This window comes from Lactobacillus iners DSM 13335 (assembly GCF_000160875.1).
GTDB lineage: Bacteria > Bacillota > Bacilli > Lactobacillales > Lactobacillaceae > Lactobacillus > Lactobacillus iners.
On record NZ_GG700811.1, the window covers coordinates 134,718 to 159,924 of the forward strand.

20 protein-coding genes and 1 other RNA gene are annotated in these 25,207 nt (G+C 30.7%); 14 read left to right on the forward strand and 7 right to left on the reverse strand.

What is annotated here, in order from left to right; genetic code table 11:
* Window positions 1-58 precede the first annotated feature (58 nt).
* Genes asnS through nth form a run of 3 tightly spaced genes read left to right on the forward strand, consistent with a single transcriptional unit; the run spans window position 59 to window position 2,705 of the window.
* Entirely contained in the window at window positions 59-1,357 is a 1,299-nt protein-coding gene (gene asnS, locus HMPREF0520_RS05635; protein ID WP_010222589.1) for an asparagine--tRNA ligase, read from the forward strand.
* A 60-nt stretch (window positions 1,358-1,417) separates the two neighbouring features.
* Entirely contained in the window at window positions 1,418-2,053 is a 636-nt protein-coding gene (locus tag HMPREF0520_RS05640; protein WP_006729943.1) for a DnaD domain protein, read from the forward strand.
* Between the two features lie 25 nt (window positions 2,054-2,078).
* Window positions 2,079-2,705 (forward strand): endonuclease III, encoded by a 627-nt coding sequence (nth, locus tag HMPREF0520_RS05645; RefSeq protein WP_006729944.1) that lies wholly within the window; start codon window positions 2,079-2,081, stop codon window positions 2,703-2,705.
* A 49-nt stretch (window positions 2,706-2,754) separates the two neighbouring features.
* Here the strand turns inward: nth and HMPREF0520_RS05650 are convergent, their stop codons facing one another.
* The gene (locus HMPREF0520_RS05650; protein WP_006729945.1) at window positions 2,755-5,064 is read right to left on the reverse strand and encodes a PBP1A family penicillin-binding protein; all 2,310 of its coding nucleotides are present in this window, start codon (window positions 5,062-5,064) and stop codon (window positions 2,755-2,757) included.
* 4 nt (window positions 5,065-5,068) lie between these two features.
* Window positions 5,069-5,659, reverse strand: coding sequence for a Holliday junction resolvase RecU (gene recU / locus HMPREF0520_RS05655; protein ID WP_006729946.1), 591 nt, complete (start codon window positions 5,657-5,659; stop codon window positions 5,069-5,071).
* Between the two features lie 72 nt (window positions 5,660-5,731).
* Between recU and HMPREF0520_RS05660 the strand changes: the two genes are divergently transcribed.
* From HMPREF0520_RS05660 to carB, 10 genes are all read left to right on the forward strand, one after another.
* Window positions 5,732-6,271 carry an SLOG family protein gene (locus tag HMPREF0520_RS05660; protein ID WP_006729947.1) on the forward strand — a complete coding sequence of 180 codons (540 nt, stop codon included), beginning with the start codon at window positions 5,732-5,734 and terminating at the stop codon, window positions 6,269-6,271.
* 75 nt (window positions 6,272-6,346) lie between these two features.
* A complete protein-coding gene (locus tag HMPREF0520_RS05665; RefSeq protein WP_006729948.1) occupies window positions 6,347-6,688 on the forward strand; it encodes a DivIVA domain-containing protein in 342 nt (113 codons plus the stop codon).
* Window positions 6,689-6,729: 41 nt separating this feature from the next.
* Window positions 6,730-7,088, forward strand: an RNA gene (gene rnpB, locus HMPREF0520_RS06300) — RNase P RNA component class B.
* Window positions 7,089-7,159: 71 nt separating this feature from the next.
* The gene (locus HMPREF0520_RS05670; RefSeq protein WP_006729949.1) at window positions 7,160-8,284 is read left to right on the forward strand and encodes a THUMP domain-containing class I SAM-dependent RNA methyltransferase; all 1,125 of its coding nucleotides are present in this window, start codon (window positions 7,160-7,162) and stop codon (window positions 8,282-8,284) included.
* Window positions 8,285-8,376: 92 nt separating this feature from the next.
* Window positions 8,377-8,724 carry a hypothetical protein gene (locus HMPREF0520_RS06550; RefSeq protein ID WP_006729950.1) on the forward strand — a complete coding sequence of 116 codons (348 nt, stop codon included), beginning with the start codon at window positions 8,377-8,379 and terminating at the stop codon, window positions 8,722-8,724.
* Window positions 8,724-10,400 carry a formate--tetrahydrofolate ligase gene (locus HMPREF0520_RS05680; protein WP_006729951.1) on the forward strand — a complete coding sequence of 559 codons (1,677 nt, stop codon included), beginning with the start codon at window positions 8,724-8,726 and terminating at the stop codon, window positions 10,398-10,400. The genes HMPREF0520_RS06550 and HMPREF0520_RS05680 overlap by 1 nt, the downstream gene beginning before the upstream one ends.
* Window positions 10,401-10,877 carry a signal peptidase II gene (gene lspA / locus HMPREF0520_RS05685; protein ID WP_006729952.1) on the forward strand — a complete coding sequence of 159 codons (477 nt, stop codon included), beginning with the start codon at window positions 10,401-10,403 and terminating at the stop codon, window positions 10,875-10,877.
* Window positions 10,878-10,884: 7 nt separating this feature from the next.
* The gene (locus HMPREF0520_RS05690; RefSeq protein WP_006729953.1) at window positions 10,885-11,820 is read left to right on the forward strand and encodes an RluA family pseudouridine synthase; all 936 of its coding nucleotides are present in this window, start codon (window positions 10,885-10,887) and stop codon (window positions 11,818-11,820) included.
* 4 nt (window positions 11,821-11,824) lie between these two features.
* Window positions 11,825-12,886 (forward strand): carbamoyl phosphate synthase small subunit, encoded by a 1,062-nt coding sequence (locus HMPREF0520_RS05695; protein WP_006729954.1) that lies wholly within the window; start codon window positions 11,825-11,827, stop codon window positions 12,884-12,886.
* A 6-nt stretch (window positions 12,887-12,892) separates the two neighbouring features.
* On the forward strand, window positions 12,893-16,060 hold the full coding sequence (gene carB / locus HMPREF0520_RS05700) for a carbamoyl-phosphate synthase large subunit (protein ID WP_006729955.1): 3,168 nt from the start codon (window positions 12,893-12,895) through the stop codon (window positions 16,058-16,060).
* A 67-nt stretch (window positions 16,061-16,127) separates the two neighbouring features.
* Here the strand turns inward: carB and HMPREF0520_RS05705 are convergent, their stop codons facing one another.
* Entirely contained in the window at window positions 16,128-17,825 is a 1,698-nt protein-coding gene (locus HMPREF0520_RS05705; RefSeq protein ID WP_006729956.1) for an Rqc2 family fibronectin-binding protein, read from the reverse strand.
* A 193-nt stretch (window positions 17,826-18,018) separates the two neighbouring features.
* On the opposite strand from HMPREF0520_RS05705, the gene HMPREF0520_RS05710 reads away from it, so the two are divergent.
* Window positions 18,019-18,891, forward strand: a complete 873-nt coding sequence (locus HMPREF0520_RS05710; RefSeq protein WP_010222599.1) for a DegV family protein — start codon at window positions 18,019-18,021, stop codon at window positions 18,889-18,891.
* Window positions 18,892-18,978: 87 nt separating this feature from the next.
* On the opposite strand, the gene HMPREF0520_RS05715 is transcribed toward HMPREF0520_RS05710, so the two are convergent.
* From HMPREF0520_RS05715 to parE, 4 genes are all read right to left on the reverse strand, one after another.
* Complete coding sequence (locus tag HMPREF0520_RS05715) at window positions 18,979-19,581, reverse strand: peptidylprolyl isomerase (RefSeq protein WP_006729958.1); 603 nt, start codon at window positions 19,579-19,581, stop codon at window positions 18,979-18,981.
* 120 nt (window positions 19,582-19,701) lie between these two features.
* Entirely contained in the window at window positions 19,702-20,637 is a 936-nt protein-coding gene (locus HMPREF0520_RS05720) for a manganese-dependent inorganic pyrophosphatase (protein WP_006729959.1), read from the reverse strand.
* 78 nt (window positions 20,638-20,715) lie between these two features.
* A complete protein-coding gene (parC, locus tag HMPREF0520_RS05725; RefSeq protein WP_006729960.1) occupies window positions 20,716-23,211 on the reverse strand; it encodes a DNA topoisomerase IV subunit A in 2,496 nt (831 codons plus the stop codon).
* Between the two features lie 25 nt (window positions 23,212-23,236).
* Entirely contained in the window at window positions 23,237-25,180 is a 1,944-nt protein-coding gene (gene parE / locus HMPREF0520_RS05730) for a DNA topoisomerase IV subunit B (RefSeq protein ID WP_006735129.1), read from the reverse strand.
* Window positions 25,181-25,207 lie beyond the last annotated feature (27 nt).

A 25,207-nucleotide genomic window follows, 5' to 3' on the forward strand; every position in this document is an offset into this window, starting at 1 on the left:
ACTTTAATTAATATTTTAAGTATAATAGTTATAGTATATTCAAAAAGGTTGGTTAATGATGACAAAATTAATTTCGATTAAAGATGCACCCAAATATGTAGATCAAGAAGTTAAGATGCATGTTTGGCTTACAGATAAAAGATCAAGTGGTAAGATAATGTTCTTACAATTTAGAGATGGTACAGCATTTTTTCAAGCAGTATTGTTAAAGAAAAATGTTTCAGAAGAATTATTTGAACAAGCTAAAAACTTACGTCAAGAAGCAAGTTTATATGTAACAGGAACAATCAATAAAGATGAGCGATCACATTTTGGTTATGAATTGCAAATTTCAGATTTTCAAGTTGTAACCAATAATGATGGTTATCCAATAGGCAATAAGGAACACGGTATTGATTTCTTATTAGATCATAGACATCTATGGTTAAGATCTAAGAGACCTTTTGCTATTATGAAAATTAGAAATGTTGCATTCAAGGCAATTGTAGATTACTTTGAAGATAATGGTTTCATTAAGTTTGATGCACCTATTTTAATGCATTCAGCTCCTGAAGGAACTACCGAATTATTCCACATCGAATATTTCAATTCAGATGCTTATTTATCACAATCTGGTCAATTATATGGCGAAGTTGGTGCCCATGCATTTAGTAAAATTTTTACATTTGGTCCTACATTCAGAGCAGAAGAATCTAAAACACGTAGACATTTAACAGAATTTTGGATGATGGAACCAGAAATGGCTTGGATGCATCAGGATGAATCTTTGGAAATTCAAGAAGGTTTGTTAAAATTTGTTACTAAGAGAATTTTAGATAATTGTGAATATGAATTAAGTATTTTAGGTAGAGATCCTGAGAAATTACGTCCAACTACTGAAGGTAATTTTGCAAGATTGTCATATGATGAAGCTGTAAAAATGTTACAAGATGCTGGTCGTGACTTTAAATGGGGTGATGATTTTGGAGCACCTGATGAAGCATTTATTTCCGAACAATATGATCGTCCTGTCTTTATCTTAAATTATCCTACAGCTATTAAGCCATTTTATATGAAGAAAAATCCTGAAAATCCTTTAGAATACTTATGTGCTGATGTTTTAGCACCAGAAGGATATGGAGAAATTATTGGTGGTAGTGAACGTGAAGAAGATTACGATACTTTAAAAGCTCAGATTGAAGAAGCTGGCTTAGATCTTAAGGATTATGAATGGTACTTAGATTTACGTAAGTATGGATCTGTGCCACATTCTGGATTTGGTATTGGTTTTGAAAGATTCTTAGGTTGGATTTGTAAGTTAGATCACATTCGTGAAGCTATACCATTCCCTCGTTTGATTAATCGATTAGAACCTTAATAGTAATATTAATTAAAAGTTGAACTCACATGAGTTCAACTTTTTTAAGGAGAAAATAAATTGGTCTCATTTGCAAAATATCAAAAATTGGGCTTTACTACGGTATCAAATGCCTTACTACTTTATTATCATAAGCTTAATATTAATGAAGTAGAATTAGCTTTATTATTACACTTGGAGTCTTTTAATCAAAAAAATAATCGCTTTCCCAGTGATGAAATGATAGCTAATAGAATGAATTTTAATGCTATTCAAGTATCACAATTAATTCAGCAATTAATAGATAAAAAATTAATAGAGTTAAAGCAACAAAGAGATGAAAATAAGCGTATTACTAACTATTACGATTTATCTATGTTATACGAAAAATTAGATACAATAGTTGATAAAGCAACATATGATCAAACTATAGATTCTGTGCAATTAGATTACCAAACAACTGATAGTCCACTACAAAATATTATCAGACAGTTTGAAATTGAATTTGGAAGGTTACTTAGTCCAATAGAAAAACAGCAAATATCATCTTGGCTAGTTATTGATCATTATAAGCCTGAAATTATCAATTTAGCTTTAAGAGAATCAGTTTTATCACAGGTTTATAATTTTAAATACATTGATCGTATTTTATTAAATTGGCAACGCCATAATTTAACGGATATTAAGCAGGTAAAGGCTTTTTTAACTAGATATTAAGATAGAAAAGAGCTACATTTAAAAAATGACTTCAAATAATCTAGTAAGCATTTCAGAAGCTAGGCAAATTTTATATAAAATTATTAGTTTGTTCCCTGATGCTAAAGGAGAACTACGATGGGGTACACCTTTTCAATTACTTTGTGCAGTTTTAATGAGTGCCCAAACGACAGATAAAATGGTTAATAAAGTTACACCAATTTTATTTAAAAAATTTCCAGATTCTAAGTCATTAGCAGCTGCTAATATTTCTGATGTCGAAGCTTGTATCAAAAATATAGGTCTATATCGCACAAAAGCCAAGCATCTTAAAACTACAGCTACCTTAATTGAAAATAAATATCAGGGGATAGTTCCAAAAAATAAAAAAGCACTATTAACTCTGCCGGGTGTAGGTATTAAAACTGCTAATGTTGTACTAGCAGAAGCTTTTGGTGTACCATCTATCGCTGTAGATACACATGTTATGCGAATAGCTAAACAGTTTAAGATTGTGCCAAATAATGCAGATCCATCTCAAATAGAGACAATACTTGAAAATATAATGCCACAAAAAGATTGGATAAAACTACACCATGCTATGATTGCTTTTGGAAGATATAAAATGCCTGCTAAATATCGAAATGAAAATCCATATAATTTTTTAAAGTAAAAAAATCCTACTTGTTTTATTACAAGTAGGATTTTTACATGCAATTATTTTAATGATTTACTGATGAACTAGTAGAAGTAGAGTCGGAATGAGTGTCAGTAGTAGTACTGCTACTATCCGTTGCATTAGAATTATTTTTGTCACTATTACTGCTACTACTACTATTTTTACCTTGGTCACCATCACCTTTATTACCATCTGTTTGATTGTCATCATCTTTAACATCATTATCTTTATCTGCATCTTCATCAGCAGTATTAACTTTGTCATCAGAATCGTCTATATTATCAACATCCTCATCATTATCATCTGGTGCTGGAGCATGACCCTTCACAAATAATTGCCAAGTATAATTTTTGCTATGCTTAGGTGCAACTTTGCGTTCTGTTCCATTAACAATCCGACATCTAACCACAGTAGATGGTTTTTTCCAATTGCTATTAGCTTTATTTTTCATAAGGTAGGTCATCATTTTTTTATAAAATAGTTGAGCTGAATTTTCACCAATGCCTGAAATAGTTCCATCTTTCAAATTATCATAACCTGTCCAAATTCCTATAGAATAAGCCTTAGTATATCCAATAAACCATGAATCCTTAGGAGTATGTGCATAAGATGGGAATTTAACTAAATCTTCATCGGAATATTTAACGGTTCCTGTTTTACCAGCTTCATAAATATTATCACACTTAGCCATTGTACCTAAGCCCCGAGTCAATACTCCTTTTAACATATCAGTAATCATATAGGCAGTTGATTCTTTCATGACTTTTGTACTTGAGCTATCATAATTTCTCGTGATACCATCAGGAGTTTCTATTTTTGATACAAACTGAGGCTTGTAATAACGACCATTATTAGCAAAAGCTGCATACGCACTAGCCATCTGTAAGGTTGATGCGTTAGCACCAATACCTACAGAAAGACCAGAATCGGAAGGAATATTGATGCCCATTTTTCTAACAAAAAGTGACGCACGAGCTAAACCAACTTTTTTGAGTGTTTTAACAGCTGGAACATTACGTGATTGCTCTAATGCACGACGAATACTCATTTTTCCTTGATATACATTATCCCAATCATATAACTGTATTTTTGTACCTGGATATATATATTTACTATCATTAATAATATGTGATGTTGACCATTTCAAATATTCAATAGCTGGAGCATAGTCCAAGACTGGCTTTATAGTTGATCCTGTTGATCTAGCAGTTTGTACAGCTCGATTTAGTCCTAATTGAACTGCAGGTAATTTTCTACCACCCAAAATAGCAACTACATGACCATTATTTGGATCGATTATTGTAGCACCAATTTGCATTTTATCATTGGTAAAAGGTACCTCTCCATTATTAGCAAGATCATACAATTTCTGTTGAATATGTTGATTGATATTAATAGTAATTTTTAAATTATCATTGTAAGGATTAAATCCTTTTTCCTTAACCTCATTGATTACTTCTTTGATGTATGGATCATCAACTTTACGCAAATTAGAGTTAACTTTATCTTTTTTCGAAAGCAAGCCCTCAGTAATTGGTACTTTTACTGCAGCATTATATTGAGCAGAACTAATCTTTTTATTTTTTAGCATGGAATATAAGACAATATCACGACGATATTTTGCTTTTTTCGGATAAACATATGGATCATAGCTAATAGGAGCATTAGGCATACCAGCAATTAATGCCGTTTGAGCTAAATTCAAGTCTTTTAATGGTTTGCCATAATAAAAGTCTGCAGCCGTACCCATGCCATAATTTCCATAGTTCATATAGACTTTGTTAATATAAAATTCTAATATTTGCTTTTTGGAAAATTCTCGCTCAACTTTCATAGAGAGCCAAGCTTCTTGTGCTTTACGCTTCAAAGTTCTTTGCGACATTGCAGTAGAAAAAACACTTAGTTTAACTAATTGTTGAGTAATAGTAGAACCACCAGCTGCAACACCTTTAGCTCTAGCATTAACTAAGACTGAACCAACTATTCTAACTGGATCAAGACCAAAACCTTCACTATAAAATCTTTTATCTTCTACAGAAATAACAGCATCTTTAAGTTTTTGGGGTATATGTTTATCATCCACATATATTCTTTTTTCTGATCCGAGAGATAATAGAAACTTACCATCAGTCGTATATAAACTGGAAGTACCACCACTTTGCAGCTGTGCTTTAGAGATACTTGGAGCATCTTTTGCATAATAAGCAAAAAGTCCAACTCCTGATACAATGATTACCACTACAAATAATAAAATTAGTTTTAAAACTAACCAACCAAGATGTTTCTCCTTTTTATTTTTATGATATTTACTTGATCTAGTATTGCGTTCTGATGAATTTTTATTTTCAGACATAAAATCAAATCCTATCTATAATAAATTTATCTACACCGTCCAAATAAGAAAGGGTAGGATTATATCCACTTTTTATTTCATATGAATTATTTATAATATCTATCAAACTAAGTGACTTCTTACTATTACTGTACCACATTCTAATAAGGTAGCTAGCAGGAGTAATAAAATATCGATTTAAAGTGACAAAACGGATGATCGCAAAACAGATACCTTTTTGTTCTAAACACTTTTGTAAATGAATTATTTGATGTTCATGAAAATTTTTTAACGGAAAAGATTTTCTATTTTTTGTTTCCTTAGCTTCAAAATCTAAATAATAACCACGATATACACCATTATAATCTGTCGTAGATGCTTGTCTAAAATACGCTTCCTTGATAACTGCACGAGATCTTCTGGGATAATCAACCTTAACAATTTGGATAGGGGTTGGTTTTTTATGAATCACAGCAATATTATGATTTAAATAATATTCATTTGATTCGTTAATTTGCTGTTCCAAAGTCATTCCACGATCAGAAAAAATAATCTTATTTTGATGTGATATACTATGTTCAATTGATGAAAAAATACCTCGAGGATAATTTACCATATTTATTTAACCTCCTTGTGCACATTATACCAATAATTGTCAAAAAAATATATTATAGAAAGAAAGCTAAAAATGCACTGTATATGGATTTCTGGATATCGAAATTATGAATTAAATGTTTTTAATAATAATGATCCCAAAATAAAAGTAATCAAAATTGCAATTAAAAACTATTTACAACAGAAATTGGAAGATTGCTGTTTAGATTGGGTAATAGCTGGACCTAATCTGGGTGTAGAACAGTGGTCGCTGGAGGTTGCTAATGATTTGCGTAATTTTTATTCTGATCTACACACTGCTTTAATTTTTCCATATACTAATTTTGGAAATAATTGGACTCCATCTAAGCAAGAACATTTATCAAATTTGCGTTCAGATGTAGATTTTTATACAGAACTCTCATCGCAGAATTACCAAAATCCTAAACAATTTATCCAGTTTCAAGAATTTATGTTAAAACATACTGAAGGTGCATTATTAATTTATGATTTAGAACATAAAGGTAAAACTTCCTATGATTATCAAGCAATTCAATTTTATCAGACACAAAAAAATTATTTTTTAGATATCATTGATTTTTATGATTTACAAGATATTGCATCTGAATCTTAGTAAGATTTTAAATACTTTATATTTATTTGTAGCAATTATTTTGATAGTATATACAAGTAAAGAGAGGAAATTTTTATGACTAGCAAGCAAAATATACAATTATCAGCAGAAGACATTTTAAAAAAAGAATTTAGTACAAAATTAAAAGGGTATGATCAAGAAGAAGTTAATTCATACTTAGATATTATTATTTCCGATTATGAGCATTTTAACCAAATAATTGACGATCAACAAAAACAAATATCAGAATTACAAGAAGAAATTAAGAATTCTGAATTAAGAGACCGCCAAAATCCTTACGAAAACTTAATCAAGACTGAAACGACTAATGTATCGATGATTCAGCGAATTTCAACTTTAGAGAGAAAAGTCTATGCCCTCGAACAACGTCTTAATATGAATAATCAAACATATTAGCTTTAAAATTTTTTATAAAGTATGTTATAATAGGACACGCAAGTTTTGAGCAATCGCGATTAACTGATGTTAGTTGAGGAAAGTCCACGCCCGCACAAACTGAGATGTTTGTAGTGATTGTACTCAGCCCAATAAGCTGGGGGATTTGTTTAAATTACGGCGGAAAAAATGCTAAATTCTCTATGAACATGCATTAGTATCCTGAAAGTGCCACAGTGACGAAGCATTAGAGGAAACTCAAATGGTGGAACGAGGTAAACCCTGCAAGCGGGCAACCCAAATTTGGTAGGGGCGTTTCGTCTAAGAAAATGAACTAAAGACGAAATCATTAATATGAAGATAGATGATTGCTAATTGTTAAAAATACCATTTTAACATGAACAGAACGTGGCTTATAGAAACTTGTTGGTAGAGTTGAGCACAATTGGGCTCAACTTTTTTATTTGATGATTAGTGAGTAAAATTTAAGTTATGAAAAATTATGATTTATATGCAACAATGGGCACTGGTTTTGAAGCCGTAGTTGCCAAAGAATTACAAAATTTAGGTTATAATACTACTACCGAAAATGGACGGGTGTTTTTTAAAGGCAATATAGGGGATATTATCAAGACCAATATTAATTTAAGAACAGCAGATAGAATTAAAATTTTGCTAAAAGAATTCAAGGCCTTGGATTTTGAAACCTTATATGACCAAATATTCAATTACGATTGGGCTCAATTGCTTCCTGTAGATGCCAAATTTCCTGTTTCTGGACGCAGTGTCAAAAGTAAACTACATTCAGAACCCGACATTCAGTCTATTGTCAAAAAAGCTATAGTTGACAAGATGACACAACAGTATCATCGACGTGGTTTTTTGCCAGAGACTGGTAATTTATATCATTTGGATATTTATATAAATAAAGATATAGCTAGAATAAGTTTGGATACAACAGGAGAAAGTTTGTTCAAAAGAGGCTATCGCGTAGAACATGGTGGTGCTCCTTTAAAAGAAAATTTTGCAGCAGGGTTACTAAAATTGACCCCTTACAATGGAACGCATCCACTAATTGATCCATTTACTGGTTCTGGTACATTGGCTATTGAAGCTGCATTGATTGCACGCAACATTGCTCCTGGATTATGGCGTAATTTTGCCTTTAATAATTTCGATTGGGTAGACAATAATTTATACAAACAAGAAATAGAAAATGCGAAATCAAAGATAAGCAAAAATCACGCACCAATTATTGCTAGTGACATAGATCAATCTATTTTAGAAATTGCTAAAGTTAATGCAAATAATGCTGGAGTATTAGACGATATTCGCTTCAAACAAGTTGCAATTAAAGATTTTGCTACAGATTTAACTAATGGAATAATAATTGCTAATCCTCCTTATGGTCAAAGACTAAAAGATAAAACTTCTGCTAGAAAAATATATCAAGAGATGGGCAATGTATTAGGTAATTTATCAAGTTTCAATCAGTACTACTTGACTTCTGATGTTGAATTTGAAAAATATTTTGGTAAAGTAGCTAACAAAAAAAGAAAACTATTCAACGGAAATATTAGAACTGACTTTTATCAATATTGGCACACTAAAAAATGATAAGCAAAAATGATCTAAGCTTATAAATAGCTTTTATCATTTTTTTTGTTATAATCTAATATAGTTATTTTAATTGATAAGGATAATGATCTATGAAAAAACATTTTATTTTTTTGGGAACTAATGGATTAATATACTATTCATGGTTATTTATTATCTTGTTTATGTCGATCATATTTCAACAAGAAACCAGTAAAAATATTAGTTTAGCTTGTATTGTTTTAGGGTCAATTTTTATAATTTCTCTAATCTATACATTGCTTTTTTCATACATTGAATGTAAGAATCAGACTTATTTTTTGAAATTACCATATCTTAAAAAAAAGCGGGTGTTTAAACCAGAATTTATAAATCGGTATTTAGGTTTATCATTCTATAAAGTAAATGTTGCAAATAGTAATTATTTTATAGTGATTGTTGAAAAAAGGAGTAATGCTTAATGTATTCAGATATTGAAATTTCACAAAAAAACAAACCAATTAAAATTACAGATATTGCACATAAGTTAGGATTATCTGGTAATGATTTAGATTTATATGGAAATTATAAAGCTAAAATTCATTGGGATGCTATAAAAAAAGCTAAGCATAATTCCAAATTAGGTAAACTTATCCTCGTAACATCTATTTCTCCTACACCAGCAGGAGAAGGGAAGACAACGATTTCGATCGGATTAGGTGATGCGATAAATAATCAATTACATAAAAAGACTATCATTGCTCTTAGGGAACCATCATTAGGCCCAGTTTTTGGATTAAAAGGTGGAGCTACTGGTGGAGGATATGCACAAGTGGTTCCAATGGAAGATATTAATCTTCATTTTACTGGTGACATGCATGCACTAACATGTGCAATAGATACTCTAGCTGCATTAGTTGATAATTATATATATCAAAATAATGAATGTAATCTTGATCCTAATAGCATCCTACTAAAACGGGGAATAGATGTTAATGATAGAACTTTGCGTAAAATTATAATCGGCCAAGGTTCCAAGTTTAATGGTATCGAACGACCTGCAAGTTTTGCTATCACTGTAGCTAATGAGTTAATGGCTATTTTATGTTTATCAAAAGATATTAACGATTTGAAATACAGAATTGGTAACATCTTAGTCGGCTTTTCAACAACAAATAAACCAATATATGTACACGATCTAGGATTTGAAGGATCAATTGCAGCCTTATTAGGTGATGCTTTAAAACCTAATTTGGTACAAACTCTTGAAAAAACTCCTACCCTTATACATGGTGGACCATTTGCTAATATTGCACATGGAGCAAATTCTATAATTGCAACTAATTTGGCACTACACTTAAGTGATTACGTTTTAACTGAAGCAGGGTTTGGAGCTGATTTAGGCGGACAAAAATTTATGGATTTTGTTTCGGATCATCTAGAAAAAACTCCAGATGCAGTAGTCATTGTAGCAACTGTGCGTGCTTTAAAATATCAGCATGAAAAATCTACAACCAACTTGGCTAATGAAAATATAGAAAGTTTGACAGCAGGATTTGTTAATTTAAAGCGTCACATGCATAATATGAAGCGATATAATATTCCTGTCATTGTTTTAATAAATAAATTTGATACTGACACTGATGCCGAATTAAGAACTTTACAAGAATTAATTAGAGCAGAAGGATTTGAAAGTGAAATTGTTAATTACCATGATTTAGGCTCAAAAGGTGGAATAGTAGCTGCACAAAAAGTAATTGATCTAGCAGATAATAATACCAAGGAAATTATTAAAACTTATGATCCAACAGACAATATTAAAGCAAAAATTGAAAAAATAGCTAAAAATATTTATCATGCAACAAATGTTGTCTATTCAGAAAAAGCTGAAAAGCATCTAGAAAATATCAAAAAATTAGGAAAAGATGATCTCCCACCTATAATGGCTAAAACACAAATATCATTTACAGATGATAAAAAGCAATTGGGAGCACCCGATAATTTTACACTACATGTCAAAAATCTTTCATTAAAAAATGGAGCAGGATTTATTGTAGTATATACTGGAAATATTGTTGATATGCCAGGTTTACCTAAGAAACCAGCAGCCTTAAATATCGACATCGACAATGATGGAAAGATCTCAGGATTATTTTAAATGAAAAAATACCATATTATTGATAATTGTAAATATCTTATTATTAGCATATTAATAATTGTTTGCGATCAAATTTTAAAAAGATATATAATTGATAATTTCAAATTAGGACAAAGTCGAGAAATCATTCCTGGTTTATTATCATTTACTTATTTAAGAAATACTGGTGCAGCATGGAATTTGTTAGCAGGTAAAATGAATTTATTTTACCTAATCAGTATTTTGGCGTTAATAGTAGTAATATATTATTTATTCAGTTTGAAATACTCGCACCGAATTTTTAAATTTGGTCTCGCCATGGTATTAGGTGGCATAGTGGGTAATTTTATTGATAGATTAATATTCAAATATGTTATTGATATGTTTGACTTAGATTTTATCAATTTCAATATTTTTAATTTGGCAGATTGTGCTATTACTTTTGGAGTTATTTTTATTTTTTATTATTTTGTCTTTTTAGTAGAAAAGGAAAATTAATTAGTAGATGAATGATAATATATCATACAATTTAGTTGTCAAGTCTGAAGAAAGTGGGGTTAGACTTGATAAATATATTGCAACACATATTTCCACTATCAGTCGAACACGTGTGCAAGAATTAATTAAGCAAAAACTTATTACGACAAATGGTTTACAGACCAAATTGTCTTATAAAGTTAACACTAACGATAAAATAAATATTGAAATTCCTTCTCCGCAACCTTTATCATTAGATCCAGAAAATTTAAATTTGGATATTATCTATGAAGATGACGATGTTATTGTAGTAAATAAACCGCAAGGAATGGTAGTTCATCCATCTGCAGGTCATCCAGACCACACATTAGTTAATGGCTTGATATATCACACGAAAAATTTAGCTGAGTGTGACGAAATATTCAGACCGGGTATTGTACATAGAATTGATAAAGATACATCAGGTTTGCTGATGATTGCAAAAAATGCAACTGCTAGGATATCATTAGAAAAACAATTAGCTAATAAAATAAATAAAAGGGAATACATAGCCATAGTACATGCTAATTTTAAACATAGTAGTGGGGTAATTGATGCCCCGATTGGTAGGAATCCATATCAAAGACAACAAATGGCAGTAGTAGCATCTGGAAAGAAGGCTATTACGCATTTTACTGTATTGGAGCAATTTCCTGGTTATAGTTTAGTTAAATGCATTTTGGAAACGGGCAGAACTCATCAAATTCGCGTTCATATGTCATATATTGGTCATCCCATTGCAGGTGATCCTCTTTATGGTCCAAAGAAAACATTAAATGGAAATGGTCAATTCTTACATGCAAAAACTCTAGGTTTCTATCATCCAAAAACCAATCAATGGTTGGAATTTTCTATCTCAGAACCTCAAATTTTTGCAAAACAGTTATATTTATTGAGAAAAAAGTTAACAAATAACTTGGTATAAAAAAATGGCAAGATATTTAATTTTAGAAGATGGTACAGCATATAAAGGAACAGGTTTTGGATCATTAACAATATCTACAGGTGAGTTAGCTATCCAAACTGCTAATTTCGGTTATCAAGAGGCAATATCTGATCCTGCAAATTTTGGAAAAATACTAGCTTTCACTACTCCTATGATCGGTGGCAGTGGAATTAATGCGATTGATTACGAATCTATTGTTCCAAGTATTAAAGGCATCGTTGTTAATGACCTAGCTCCTCAAAGTTATTTTGAAGGAATTGATACTTATCAATCATTAGATAATTTCCTAAGTGAGAAAAAAATACCTGGTATTTATGGCATCGATGTAAGATCATTAGTCCATAAAATAAAAGAGCATAAAACGATTAAAGCATCTATTATGGATACTGATGATAACCATGCATTTGATCAAATTAAAGCTTTAGTATTACCTAAAAATAAAACTGCTCAAATTTCAACCAGCAATGCTTATGCAGCACCAAATGTTGGAAAAACTGTAGCAGTTATTGATTTAGGTATCAAGCATTCTTTGTTGCGTGCTTTGTCACTGAGAAAAATAAATTGTGTTGTATTACCATATAATGCATCTATTAATGATATTAATAATATCAGACCTGACGGAATTATTATTTCTAATGGCCCTGGTAAAGTTGAAGAATTAATTAACTACATTAATCCTATTTTCGATTACTTTTATAAGAAATTACCAATTCTAACAATAGGATTGGGCTATTTGCTGTTGAGTAATTATTTGGGCTTGGAATTATTTGATATCTTTCCACCTTATAATGGATCTAATTTCCCAGTTATTGATCAAAATACTCATAAAATCTGGCAAACATCCATTAATTTAAATAGTTTAGTTATGCCAGTTGATACCAAACTTTCTTTTTCCAATATATATTATGATTTAAACTCCGATTTAATCGCAGGATATTCTTTATTACAAGATAAAGCTATCGGTGTAGCGTTTAATCCTGAAGGATCTCCTGGAACCTTTGACGCTAAAAAGATTTTTGATGATTTTACAATGATGATGGAGTAGAATGACATGCCTTTATCTAGAGAAATAAATAAGATTTTAATTTTAGGTGCAGGAGCAAATATAGTCAACAAAGTTTCCGATTTTGATATTTTGTGTCATCAAGCAATTCAAGCATTATGTGAAGATAATGTACAAATTATTTTGATTAATCCTAACCCCGCCACAATTCAAACGGATACTTGCAAAAATATACATGTGTTCTTAGAACCACTTACTACAGATTTCGTTAAAAGAATTATCCGCATGGAAAAGCCTGATGCAATTTTAACAGCATTTGGAGGAACACCAGCAATCGAATTAGTAAAAAAACTACAAAAAGATGGCATCATTCAAGATATGAATATTAAGTTATTAACTATTAATGATCTCTGCTTAAAGATAAAAGATGCTCAATTTCTGTATGATTTTTTATCAGAAAACCAAATTCCAGTTGCAGATCAATGGCTATTACATAGCGTTTCTGATTTAAGTAATGTTTTAAAAAATGCTCAGTATCCACTTCTAATAACGAAATCAGTAAAGTATCGAACAGATAAAGTTTGTTCTGTTAACAATTTTGGAATGGTTAAAGACTACTTTCAGCAAGAAGCTGAATCAACTAGGTTTTACCTAAAAAATTATAGAATTAATGAAGACCTATCTTCATGGGAAGAATTGATTTTTGATGTAATAAGAGATAACACTGGAAATTGTTGCTTTATTAATTCTATGAGTAGTCTTGAGCCAGTAAGCGTGAACTCTCATGATTCTATTTTAATTGCACCAATTTTAACTCACAATAATAATCAGATACAGGAGCTAAGACATTGTTGCAATAAAATAGCTAATCTCTTAAATATCAATGGCATATTAACTATTCATTTTGCAGTCAAAAAAGAGGGAGATAGCTTTGTTTATAAAGTGCTAAGTGTCAAACCTCGATTAACACACACTAGCTTAATTTCATATAGAATTAATATTTATAGTGTAGGCTATGTAATTGCAAAAATTGCTATTGGATATAACTTAAATGAAATAATTGATCCACAATCCGGATTAAATAGTGCTATTGAGCCTATCAATGATGCATTCGCAATTAAAATGCCTTATTGGTCATTCACTGAATTGAGTAGCAATTATTATGAACTAGGAAACAAATCTACATCAAGTGGATTAGCACTAGGCATCGGTAGAAATTTTGAAACTGCACTTATGAAGGCTATTCAATCGACTACCAACATAATGCAGAACAAAAGAATTTATTTTAATACTTTAAATAATGCTTCCGATGATGAAATTATTAATAAATTACAACATGTTGATAATCATCATTTACTAATGCTAATTGTAGCTATTTCTAAAGGGATATCCTTATCAGATATTCAATTACACACTGGTATTAATTGTATTTTTCTACAAAAAATTGCACATATAGTTAATGTTGGCAAAAAGTTCAAACAAAATCCTGAACAAGTCAATAATTTAATAGCAGCTAAAAAATGCGGATTCTCAAATAAATTACTATCGATGATAGCTAATATAGATGAAAATCTTATCGATGAACTGTTAGATAAGCATAATATTAAACCATCTTATATTGGAATAGATGGTACAGCTGGATTACATGCACCTAAAATTAACGCTTATTATTCTGGATATGAGGTAGAAAATGAGATTATACCTTTATCCCAACAAGACAAATGTCTGATTATCGGCTTAAAATCATTTCAAATATCACAAACAGGTGAATTTGATTATATGATTTATCATGTCGCCCAAACATTGAAGAAACATAAGATGCAAACAGTAATTATTTCAAATAATCCAGAAAGCATAAGTAATTCTTATGATCTATGCGACAGGGTATATTTTGAACCAATTACCTTAGAAAATATTTTATATATTTGCAAAAAAGAAAATATTAAATATTTAATTACTCAATTTTCTGGCAAACAAATTAATCAGTATAGACAGCGATTATTAGCACATGGCTTAAAACTACTAGGACAAGATAATTTAAGTGACGTTTTACAACAAGATAGGAAACAACAAATAATTAATGCTAACGTTAACCCAGTACCAGCACTGATTACAACTAATCGTAATGAAGTTTTATCATTTATCGAAACATACAAATTTCCAGTATTAATAGGTGGATTTAAAAATGATAAAAAGCAAAAATCCGCTGTAGTATTTGATAAACCAGCATTAAATCGTTATATCGACGAAAATGATTTAGATAAAATTTCAATCTCGCAATTTATTGAGGGTAACAAATACGAAATTACTACCATATCTGATGGGAAAAATGTCACTATCCCAGGTATTATTGAACACTTTGAACAAACTGGCTCTCATGCATCTGATTCCATAGCTGTATTCAGACCTCAAAATCTGACCAGTAATAAGCAACGCTTGATTCGTGACGCTGTAGTTAATATTGCTCAACAAATACATTTAAGAGGTCCTATTAATTTACACATTTTACTAGCTAATGAACAAATATATGTTTTACAAATTAAAACGTATGCTGGTCATAACGTCGCATTTCTTAGCAAATCATTACAACAAGATATTTCTGCAATTTCTACTGAAGTCTTGCTAGGCAAAAATTTAGATGAACTAGGATTAGCTAATGATGTTTGGCCTTCCAACAATTTAATTTATATCAAAATGCCTGTATTTTCTCATCTAAGTTATAATAGCGTTAATACATTTGATTCAAAAATGAAAACATCAGGATCTGTAATGGGGCGTGCTAATCGCTTACCATTTGCACTATATAAAGGATATGAGGCAAGTAATTTAACGATTCCAAGTTATGGCACGGTGTTTATATCTGTTAAGGATTCCGATAAGAAATCTGCTATTTCTGTAGCTGCACGCTTTCATAAGTTAGGTTTTCAATTATTAGCGACTGAAGGTACGGCAAATATACTAGCAGAAGAGGGTATAACCACTAGTATTGTTGAGAAGTTGCAAACTGGTAATAATAGTTTATTAGAAAAAATTGCTCAACATAAAATCAATTTGGTTATTAATGTCACAAATTTATCGGACTCTGCAAGTCATGATGCCATAATGATCAAAGATCAAGCATTAAATACCCATATCCCAGTATTTTCAAGTATACAATCAGCTGAAAATATTTTAAATGTTTTAGAAACAATGGCAATGTGTACACAACCATTATAAAAGGCACATAACCATAGAAACGAAAAGTATTTCTATAGTTAAATGCCTTTTTTCTTTATTAAAATTTTTAATTATCTCGTTTACAAAGGATATTTTCTTTAATAGGAGTAACCGATATAGATTTTTGGCCAGTATAAATAACAAATCCTGGTTTAGCTCCCTTAGGTTTTTTTATTTTTTTAACGGTAATATAATCAACTACAACATTAGCAGAATACCTTGCCTTAGAAAAATATGCAGCAATTTCAGCGGCCTCTTTAATGTCTGCCATCGTAGGTTCAATATCTTGTAAAATTACATGCGATCCTGGTATGTTTTTAACATGTAACCATAAAAATCTTTTATCTGCCTTTTTGAGAGTTAACCAATCATTTTGATAATTATTTTTGCCGACCCATACTTTCTTGCCACTAGTTAATGTGAAACAAGCAATATTATCTGCTGTAATTTTCTTCTTTCTTAAGTTATTATTTTTATTATGCTGTCTAATATATCCTTGATTAATTAATTCTTCGCGAATCAAAGCAATATCCTGTGGCTCTGCATTATTAATGGCTGTTTGTATGGTATCAAAATAAGCTAAATTATCTTGCGTTAATTTGATCTGTTCTTTAATAAACTTTATGGAATTACGTAATTTTTGATATTTTACAAAATATTTTTGAGCATTTTTAGCAGGGGACAAAGCTGGATCTAATTTAATATTAATTGGTTTATTTTCATCATAATAATTTGGTAATGAGATGGTTGTTATTCCAGGCTTAACGCTAGATAAATACACATTTAAAATTTCACCTTTAATTCTAAATTCAGTTGAATTTTCGGCAGAATCTAGCTGCTTCTGCAATTTAATCAATTTTCTAGATAATTTCTTATTCTCATTATTAACGACATTTTCAACTGCTTTGGCTTTTTGGCGAACCCATTCTTTATTTGCCATATCTTGATAAAAATCATCTAGTGCCTTATTGATATCTTCGCTTTGCAATACAACATATAAATTCAAATAACGGGGACGATAGCAAAAAAATTTATTTTGATGATTTACTGTTTGTAATACATAACCTTGTGGCTTATCAAAATTACTCATAAATAGTTTTAAAGCATCGAAAGAAAAATCATTATTGAAATAACCTAATAACTCTTTCTTATCATCACTGTCTAAACCGTTAAATTTATTAACCATATCTAAAGGGGTAGTATATTTTGCCAATAATCTGCCAAATTCACTTTGTGTAATTGTTGATCCATCAATACCAGTAATAAGGGGAGGTAATTGATAATCTGCATGTGGCAAAAGTAGTCTAACACGGTTATCTTCAGGATTAATTCTTTTTAATAAATCAATTATTTTATTTGTCGCTTTGTTATACAAAATAACGTTACTATGTCTTCCCATTAATTCCACTGATAACACAAAATTAGTTTCATCACCAAATTCATTACGATTGGAAAAATATAAATTAATAATTCGTTCCATTCCAACTTGTTTTATTTCATTTAAAATAGCACCTTCAAGATATTTTCTTAATACCATAACAAAAGTTGAAGCAGTATCTGGATTAATAATATTTTTAGTGGTGATATGCATTCTAGGATGTTGGGCATTAATGGAAATTAAGAGTTTATAATTGATACCTTGATTTCTAAAAATAAGAATCAAATCATTGTCAAAGGGCTGATAAATTTTGCTTAATCTTGCCTTTTTTAAATTTGTAGTTAATGTTTTTAATAAGCTATGAATAAATAATCCGTCAAAAGGCATAAGTTATATCTCCTTTAAATTAAAAAAGCTTTTATACAAATTAGGAACATAAATAAGCATATCACATTAATTTTTATTAGTATAATATAAAATGATATTTAAGCTCTTGCAAATTAGTTTTTGTGGTATAATTTTTACATATATAAAAATCTATGCACATAGAAAAATAAGATCAATAAAGGAGTTCCTTGTAGTGAAAATTGCAATAGTTACTGATAGTACTAGTGATATCACGGTGCAAGAAGCAAGTGATAACAACATATCAATTCTACCTATTCCAGTTATAATCGATAATCATACATATTTAGATAATATAGATATATCTACCAAGCAATTATTTGATATGCAAAGAAATGGCTCGGGATTTCCTCAAACATCTCAACCTGTTTTAGGAGATACTATGGCATTGTTTGATAAATTACATAATAGTGGATATGATGCGATAATTGTGATTACTTTAGCTTCTACTATTTCTGGTTTTTTTCAAACAGTTAACACTATTTCAAGTGAGCATCCAGAATATAATATTATCCCATATGATTCAGGTATAACTGTCAGATTAATGGGATACTTAGCTCTAACTGCTGCACGGTTAGCAAAAAAGGGAAGCACTCCAAAAGAAATTATAGATCATCTAGATGCACTTTCATCAACTATTGATGAAATATTTGTAGTAGATGATCTCAAGAATTTAGTGCGTGGTGGTAGATTAAGCAATGCTAGTGCATTTGTAGGATCTATGCTACAAATTAAGCCCTTACTAACATTTGATGATCAATCACATAAAATAGTAAGTTTCGATAAAGTTAGATCCATGAAACGAGCTCTAAAGAAAACTATCTCGCTATCAGAAGATAAAATTAATCAGGTAAACAATAATCAAGATTTAAGGATAATGATTTATCATTCTAATGATATCCAAGGTGCTGAGTATTTGTTTGAATACTTTAAAGAAGCTTATCCTCAAAATAATATTGAAATCCAAGAATTTGATCCAGTTATTGCTACTCATTTAGGTGAAAAAGCTCTAGGAGTTACTTGGATAAAAGATATTGATAAAATGTAATGCAAATAAAAAATGCAATATTTTCCAATGTTGCATTTTTTATTTTAATATAACTTTACATAATATATATTATACGAAGTAATACTTTTAATTCTGTTCTTCTACTATGTTGATTATTTTGATATCTTCAAGAGGCTTATCATTAGCACGATCTCGCGGAGCCTTAGCAATTTGATCAACAACATCCATCCCTTTGATTACTTGACCAAAAACTGTATGACGATGATCTAGCCACGGAGTTCCGCCATTTTTATATGCATTAATAATTTCATTAGGATATCCAGCGGATTCCATATCCTTTAAATAACGTTTAGGCATTGTCTTATTTTGAACAATAAAGAATTGACTGCCATTAGTGTTAGGACCAGAATTAGCCATCGATAATGCACCTCGGATATTAAAAAGAACATCTGAGAATTCATCTTCAAATGAATGACCCCATATACTGGTTCCACCAGTTCCATTTCCTTTGGGATCACCACCTTGAATCATAAAGTCTGATATAACACGATGAAAAATTGTATTATTATAATAGTCTTTTTTGGCTAATTGTAAAAAATTGTCAACAGTCATAGGGGCTTCTTTTTCAAATAACTTAATTGTAATATCACCATAGCTAGTTGTAATACGAACAACAGGACCTACTTCTTGTTCTGGTGCAATTTGTGGAAATACGTTTTCTTTTGACATAAATATAAAAACCTTTCAAAAAAACACTTTGCTTATTTGCTACATAAATAATATATAAACATCAAAAGAAAAGTGTTTTTTACTTAAATTAATTTAATTCAATACTTTAACTCAAAACTTTTAATTTGCAAAAGCCTGCGTTAAAGGTGGAACAACTTGTTTTTTACGAGAAACTACTCCTGGTAAAGCTACAGAGGAATCAACCAATTTTTTATCAAAAGCCTTTTCAAATAAAAGCTTGCATTCATCTGTACCGACAACAATTGCTTCAGAATTAGAATCTAAAATATTAGTGATAACAAGCATAAACATTTCATAATTATCTGATGCACTAGCATTTTGCATTTCTTTCATAAATGCTGCTTTTCTTTCCATAGCTTCAGGTAAATCTACAGTATTAATTTGTGCAATTCTAACAATATGACCATTTAATTCAAAACTTTTAGCATCTAAATTAATTAATTCTTTTTCAGTCTTAGATGCAATATTGGTACCAGCCTTTAGTAAGCTCAAACCATACTCTTGATAATCAACACCAGCTACTTTAGCTAAAAACTCGACAGCATTTTTATCATCTTGGGTAGTTGTAGGTGATTTTAATAATAATGTATCAGAAATAATAGCAGATAACATTATACCAGCTATATTAGCAGGAATTTCTACACCATTTTCCTTATACATTTTCCATACAACTGTACTTGTACAACCTACTGGCTCAGCACGATAGTATAATGGGTTAGCAGTATTGAAATTCATAATCCTATGATGATCAACGACCCAACTAACGTTAACTTGATCAATATCAGCTACACTTTGTTGTGGTTCATTATGATCAACTAGCATAACAGAATCCACTTCATTTTTAACTGTTTTTACTACCCTAGGTGCTTTAAAGCCAAACTTATCTAAGGCACATTGCGTCTCATCATTTGGATTACCTAATGCTACAGCTTCAGTATCATAACCTAATTTATTTTGTAAATATGAAAATGCAATGGCAGTACCAATCGCATCAGTATCTGGATTTTGGTGTCCAAAAATCAATTCTTTTGTCATATTGAAATTACTCCTTTTTTTAACGATACACTATTATTTTAAAATAACATTCAACTAACGTCTAGTAGAGATAATCAGCTAATCAAATAAATCACTAACATCATGCCCAAGTTCTTCGGCTAATGGCATACCTAATTTTAGAGCAACAGGTACACCATCAGAAGTAGTATCAACTACAAATGAGCCATTAGAATACCTATCTCCTACTGGATAATCGTTAGTTCTGATCTTAATCGTACGATCACTAGATGTTTTTATATTAATATCATGATTTTGAGTATATATAAGTGCAGCTACTATTCTATGTGGTTTAGTTTTGAGTTCACGCAATATCATACTACCACGTTTAGCACGCGTAAATTTATTTACCAAATCAACTTGCAATTGCTTAAAAGCTCCTCTTTGAGTAACAATTCCTAATTTGAGTGAATTCAAACATTTGGGATCAAAAGTTATAGCACTAACAACATAATCATCATCGTTTTTTAAATTAATTGATTTTACACCAGCTGCTCTAGGACCAACTAATGGAACTTCATTAACATCAAATCTTAATGCATATGCATTGTTGGTTACTAGCAATATTTCATTATCACTATCAGATTTTAATTGCTCTACCATTAATACATTGCTATGATCATCTTTTAATTTAATCACCATAATAGCTCTTGATTTATAAGTTCTAGTAGGTTGTAAATCGCTTAAAGCAACTTGCTTAATATAGCCATCATTAGTAGTAATTAAAAATGTCAAATCACTATTTAAATTATTAATATCAAATACACTGATGATTCTCTCATCATTAGTTAAAACTATTTCTTGAGATAAATGTTGTCCTGTCTCTCGCCATTTTGTATCAACTAATTCGTATACAGGCCTATAAATTAAATTGCCTTTATTGGTAAATATGTATAAATTACTCAAAGTTGATACAGTTTTATCAAAAATAACCTCATCACCACTAGGTAACCCATTATCAGCACTATCTGTCGATTGATAAGAACGCAATGATGAGCGTTTCAAGTAACCATTGGCACTAACTAATACACGAACATCTTCTTCACTAAGCAATGCTTTTTCATCAATCTCTATTTTTGTGTATTGCTCAACTATTTGTGTTCTACGTGCTGATCCAAACTCTTTTTTTACATCTTCAAATTCTTTAACTATTACTGCTTCCAGTCGATTTTTATTATTAATAATATCTAAATAATCTAAAATATTATCTTCTAATTGCTTTTTTTCAGATAGCAATTGATTAACATCTGTATTGGTCAATCTATATAATTGTAAAGATACAATTGCTTCTGCTTGTTTTTCTGTAAAGCTATAGTTATTCATCAAATTAACTTTTGCATCTTTTTTATCTTTAGATGCTCGAATAGTTTTGATGACTTGATCTAAAATGTTTAACGCATAGATTAACCCTTCAACTATTTCTAATCGTTGTTTAGATTTTACTAAATCAAAATGTGTCCGTTTTAATACAACGCTTTTTTTATGTTCCAGATATGAAGATAAAATGCGTTTCAATCCTAATTGAACAGGTGCCATGTGATCAATAGCCACCATATTAAAATTATAAGAAATTTGTAAATCTGTAGATTTAAATAAATAATTAAGAATATTTTCGCTATCTACTTCCTTTTTCAATTCAATAACTATTGATAAACCATGACGATCAGTTTCATCTCTAACTTCAGTAATACCATCAACATCTTTATTTAAACGAATTTCATCTATTTTTTTGACTAACATAGCCTTATTAACGCCAAAAGGTATTTCGGTAATTACAATTTGTGGTTTTTGTCCTTTAGTTACTTTAATCTTAGTTTTTGCACGAACTTGTATTCTGCCTCTACCAGTTTCATAAGCATCTTTAATGCCTTGATTACCAATGATTAACCCACCTGTAGGAAAATCTGGTCCTTTTATATAAGTCATTAATTCATCAATTTTAGCATCAGGATGTTTTATCAAATAAATTAATGCATCAAGAACTTCAGATAAATTATGAGGCGGAATTTCAGTCGCATAACCAGCTGAAATTCCAGTAGATCCATTTACCAGTAAATTAGGAAAATGGGCAGGTAAAACTGTCGGTTCATACTCTGTATCATCAAAGTTTAAAACCATTTGAACAGTATCTTTATCAATATCCTTCAGTAATAAGTTAGATATTTTGCTTAAGCGTGACTCTGTATAACGCATAGCTGCCGGTCCATCACCATCCATAGAACCGTTATTTCCATGCATTTCAATTAATGTTTGTCGCATTTTCCAATCTTGAGACAAATGTACCAATGCACCATAAATTGAACTATCTCCATGCGGGTGAAAATTACCCATAACATTTCCCACTGCTTTAGCAGCTTTCTTATATGCTTTGTCAAAAGTATTGCCATCTTTGTACATAGCATATAAAATTCTCCTCTGTACCGGCTTAAGTCCATCCCTAATATCAGGAAGTGCACGCTCTTGAATAATATATTTTGAATAGCGACCAAAGCGTTCACCCATAACTTCTTCTAAAGGCATTTCTTTAATTCGTTCATTAATTTTAGTATTAGTCATTAAAAATATTTATCCTCTTAAAATATTATTGATTTTCTAAAATAGATGCATCTTCACCTAATTTAAACTTGACATTTTCATCTATCCATTTTCTTCTTGCAGCTACTTTATCACCCATTAATGTAGTAACTCTACGCTCTGCTAATGCAGCATCATCTATCTTAACTCTAATTAAAGTACGAGTATTAGGATTCATCGTTGTTTCCCATAGCTGGTCAGCATTCATTTCACCTAATCCTTTAAATCTCTGTAAAGAATAACCTTTACCAAATTCTTTAACATCCTTTTGCAACTCTTCATCTGTCCAAGAATACTTAATCTCTACATTCTTTCCTTGGCCTTTTTCTAATTTGTATAAAGGTGGCAATGCAATATATACACGTCCCGCCTCTATCATTGGTTTCATATAGCGATAAAAGAAAGTTAATAAAAGAATTTGAATATGAGCACCATCAGTATCTGCGTCAGTCATGATAATAATTTTATTGTAATTCGCATCAGCTATTTCAAAATCAGGTCCTACACCAGCACCTATGGTATGAATCATGGTGTTTATTTCTTCATTTTTAAAGATATCTTGTAACCTAGCTTTTTGCGTATTCAATACTTTTCCACGCAACGGTAAAATAGCTTGGAATTTTCGATCACGACCTTGTTTAGCCGAACCTCCAGCTGAATCCCCTTCGACCAAGAATAATTCATTTTTTTCAGGATTTCTAGATTGAGCGGGAGTCAACTTACCAGATAAAACTTCTTTCTTTTTTCTTTTCTTACCGGATCTACTCTCATCTCTAGCTTTTTTGGCTGCTTCACGTGCCTCCCGTGCTCTTTGAGCTTTTTGAACTAATTTTTGAGCAAATTCACCATTTTCCATCAAATAATATGACAGTTGCTCATAAATAATATTATCAACTACACTTCTAGCTTGAGGTGTACCTAATTTTCCTTTAGTTTGACCTTCAAATTCCAATAATTCTTCAGGTATTTTAACAGATAAAACAGCACTAAGACCTTCTCTATAATCTGATCCTTCCAAGCCCTTATCTTTTGTCTTTAACAATCCTTGCTTCTTAGCATAATCATTAAATGCTCGTGTAAAGCCACTACGTGCTCCTGCTTCATGACTGCCACCATCAATTGTTCTAACATTATTAACAAAAGATACAACATTCTCAGAATAACCATCATTATATTGACCAGAAAATTCAACTTTAATATTGTCGATCTCGCCCTCAAAATAAAAAATATCACCTATAGTATCTTTATCTTCATTTAAATAAGATACAAATGATTTGATTCCATCATCATAATAAAACTCATCTTTACGTTGAGGATCACGTTCATCAGTCAAAGTGAAACGAACACCTTTTAAAAGGAATGCAGCTTCTCTTAATCTCTCCTGAATAGTTTCATATTTATAAATTGTAGTCGAAAATATCTTGGAATCAGGTTTAAAAGTAATCAATGTACCTGTTTTATCAGAAGTTGCTCCTAATTTTTTTAATGTTCCTACAGGCTTACCACCATCAACAAATTCTTCTTCAAAAGCTTGACCATCACGAACTACTCTAACTTTTAACCATTCTGATAGAGCATTAACTACAGAAGAACCTACACCGTGTAATCCTCCTGATGTTTGATAATTCTTTTCAGTAAATTTACCACCTGCATGTAACACTGTTAAAATAACTTCAATAGTAGGTAACCCTGATGCATGCATTCCTGTAGGCATTCCACGGCCGAAATCCTGTACCGATACTGAATTATCTGGATGAATAGTCACATTTATTTCCTTGCCATAACCTGCCATAGCTTCATCAACAGAATTATCTAATATTTCATATACTAAATGATTAAGACCTTGTCGATCAGTCGAACCTATGTACATACCTGGTCTTTTTCTAACTGCTTCCAATCCATGAAGTATTTGAATTGAAGAATCATCATACGTATTATTTAAATTAGTCAAACAATTTTTCCTCCATTTCAAATCAAA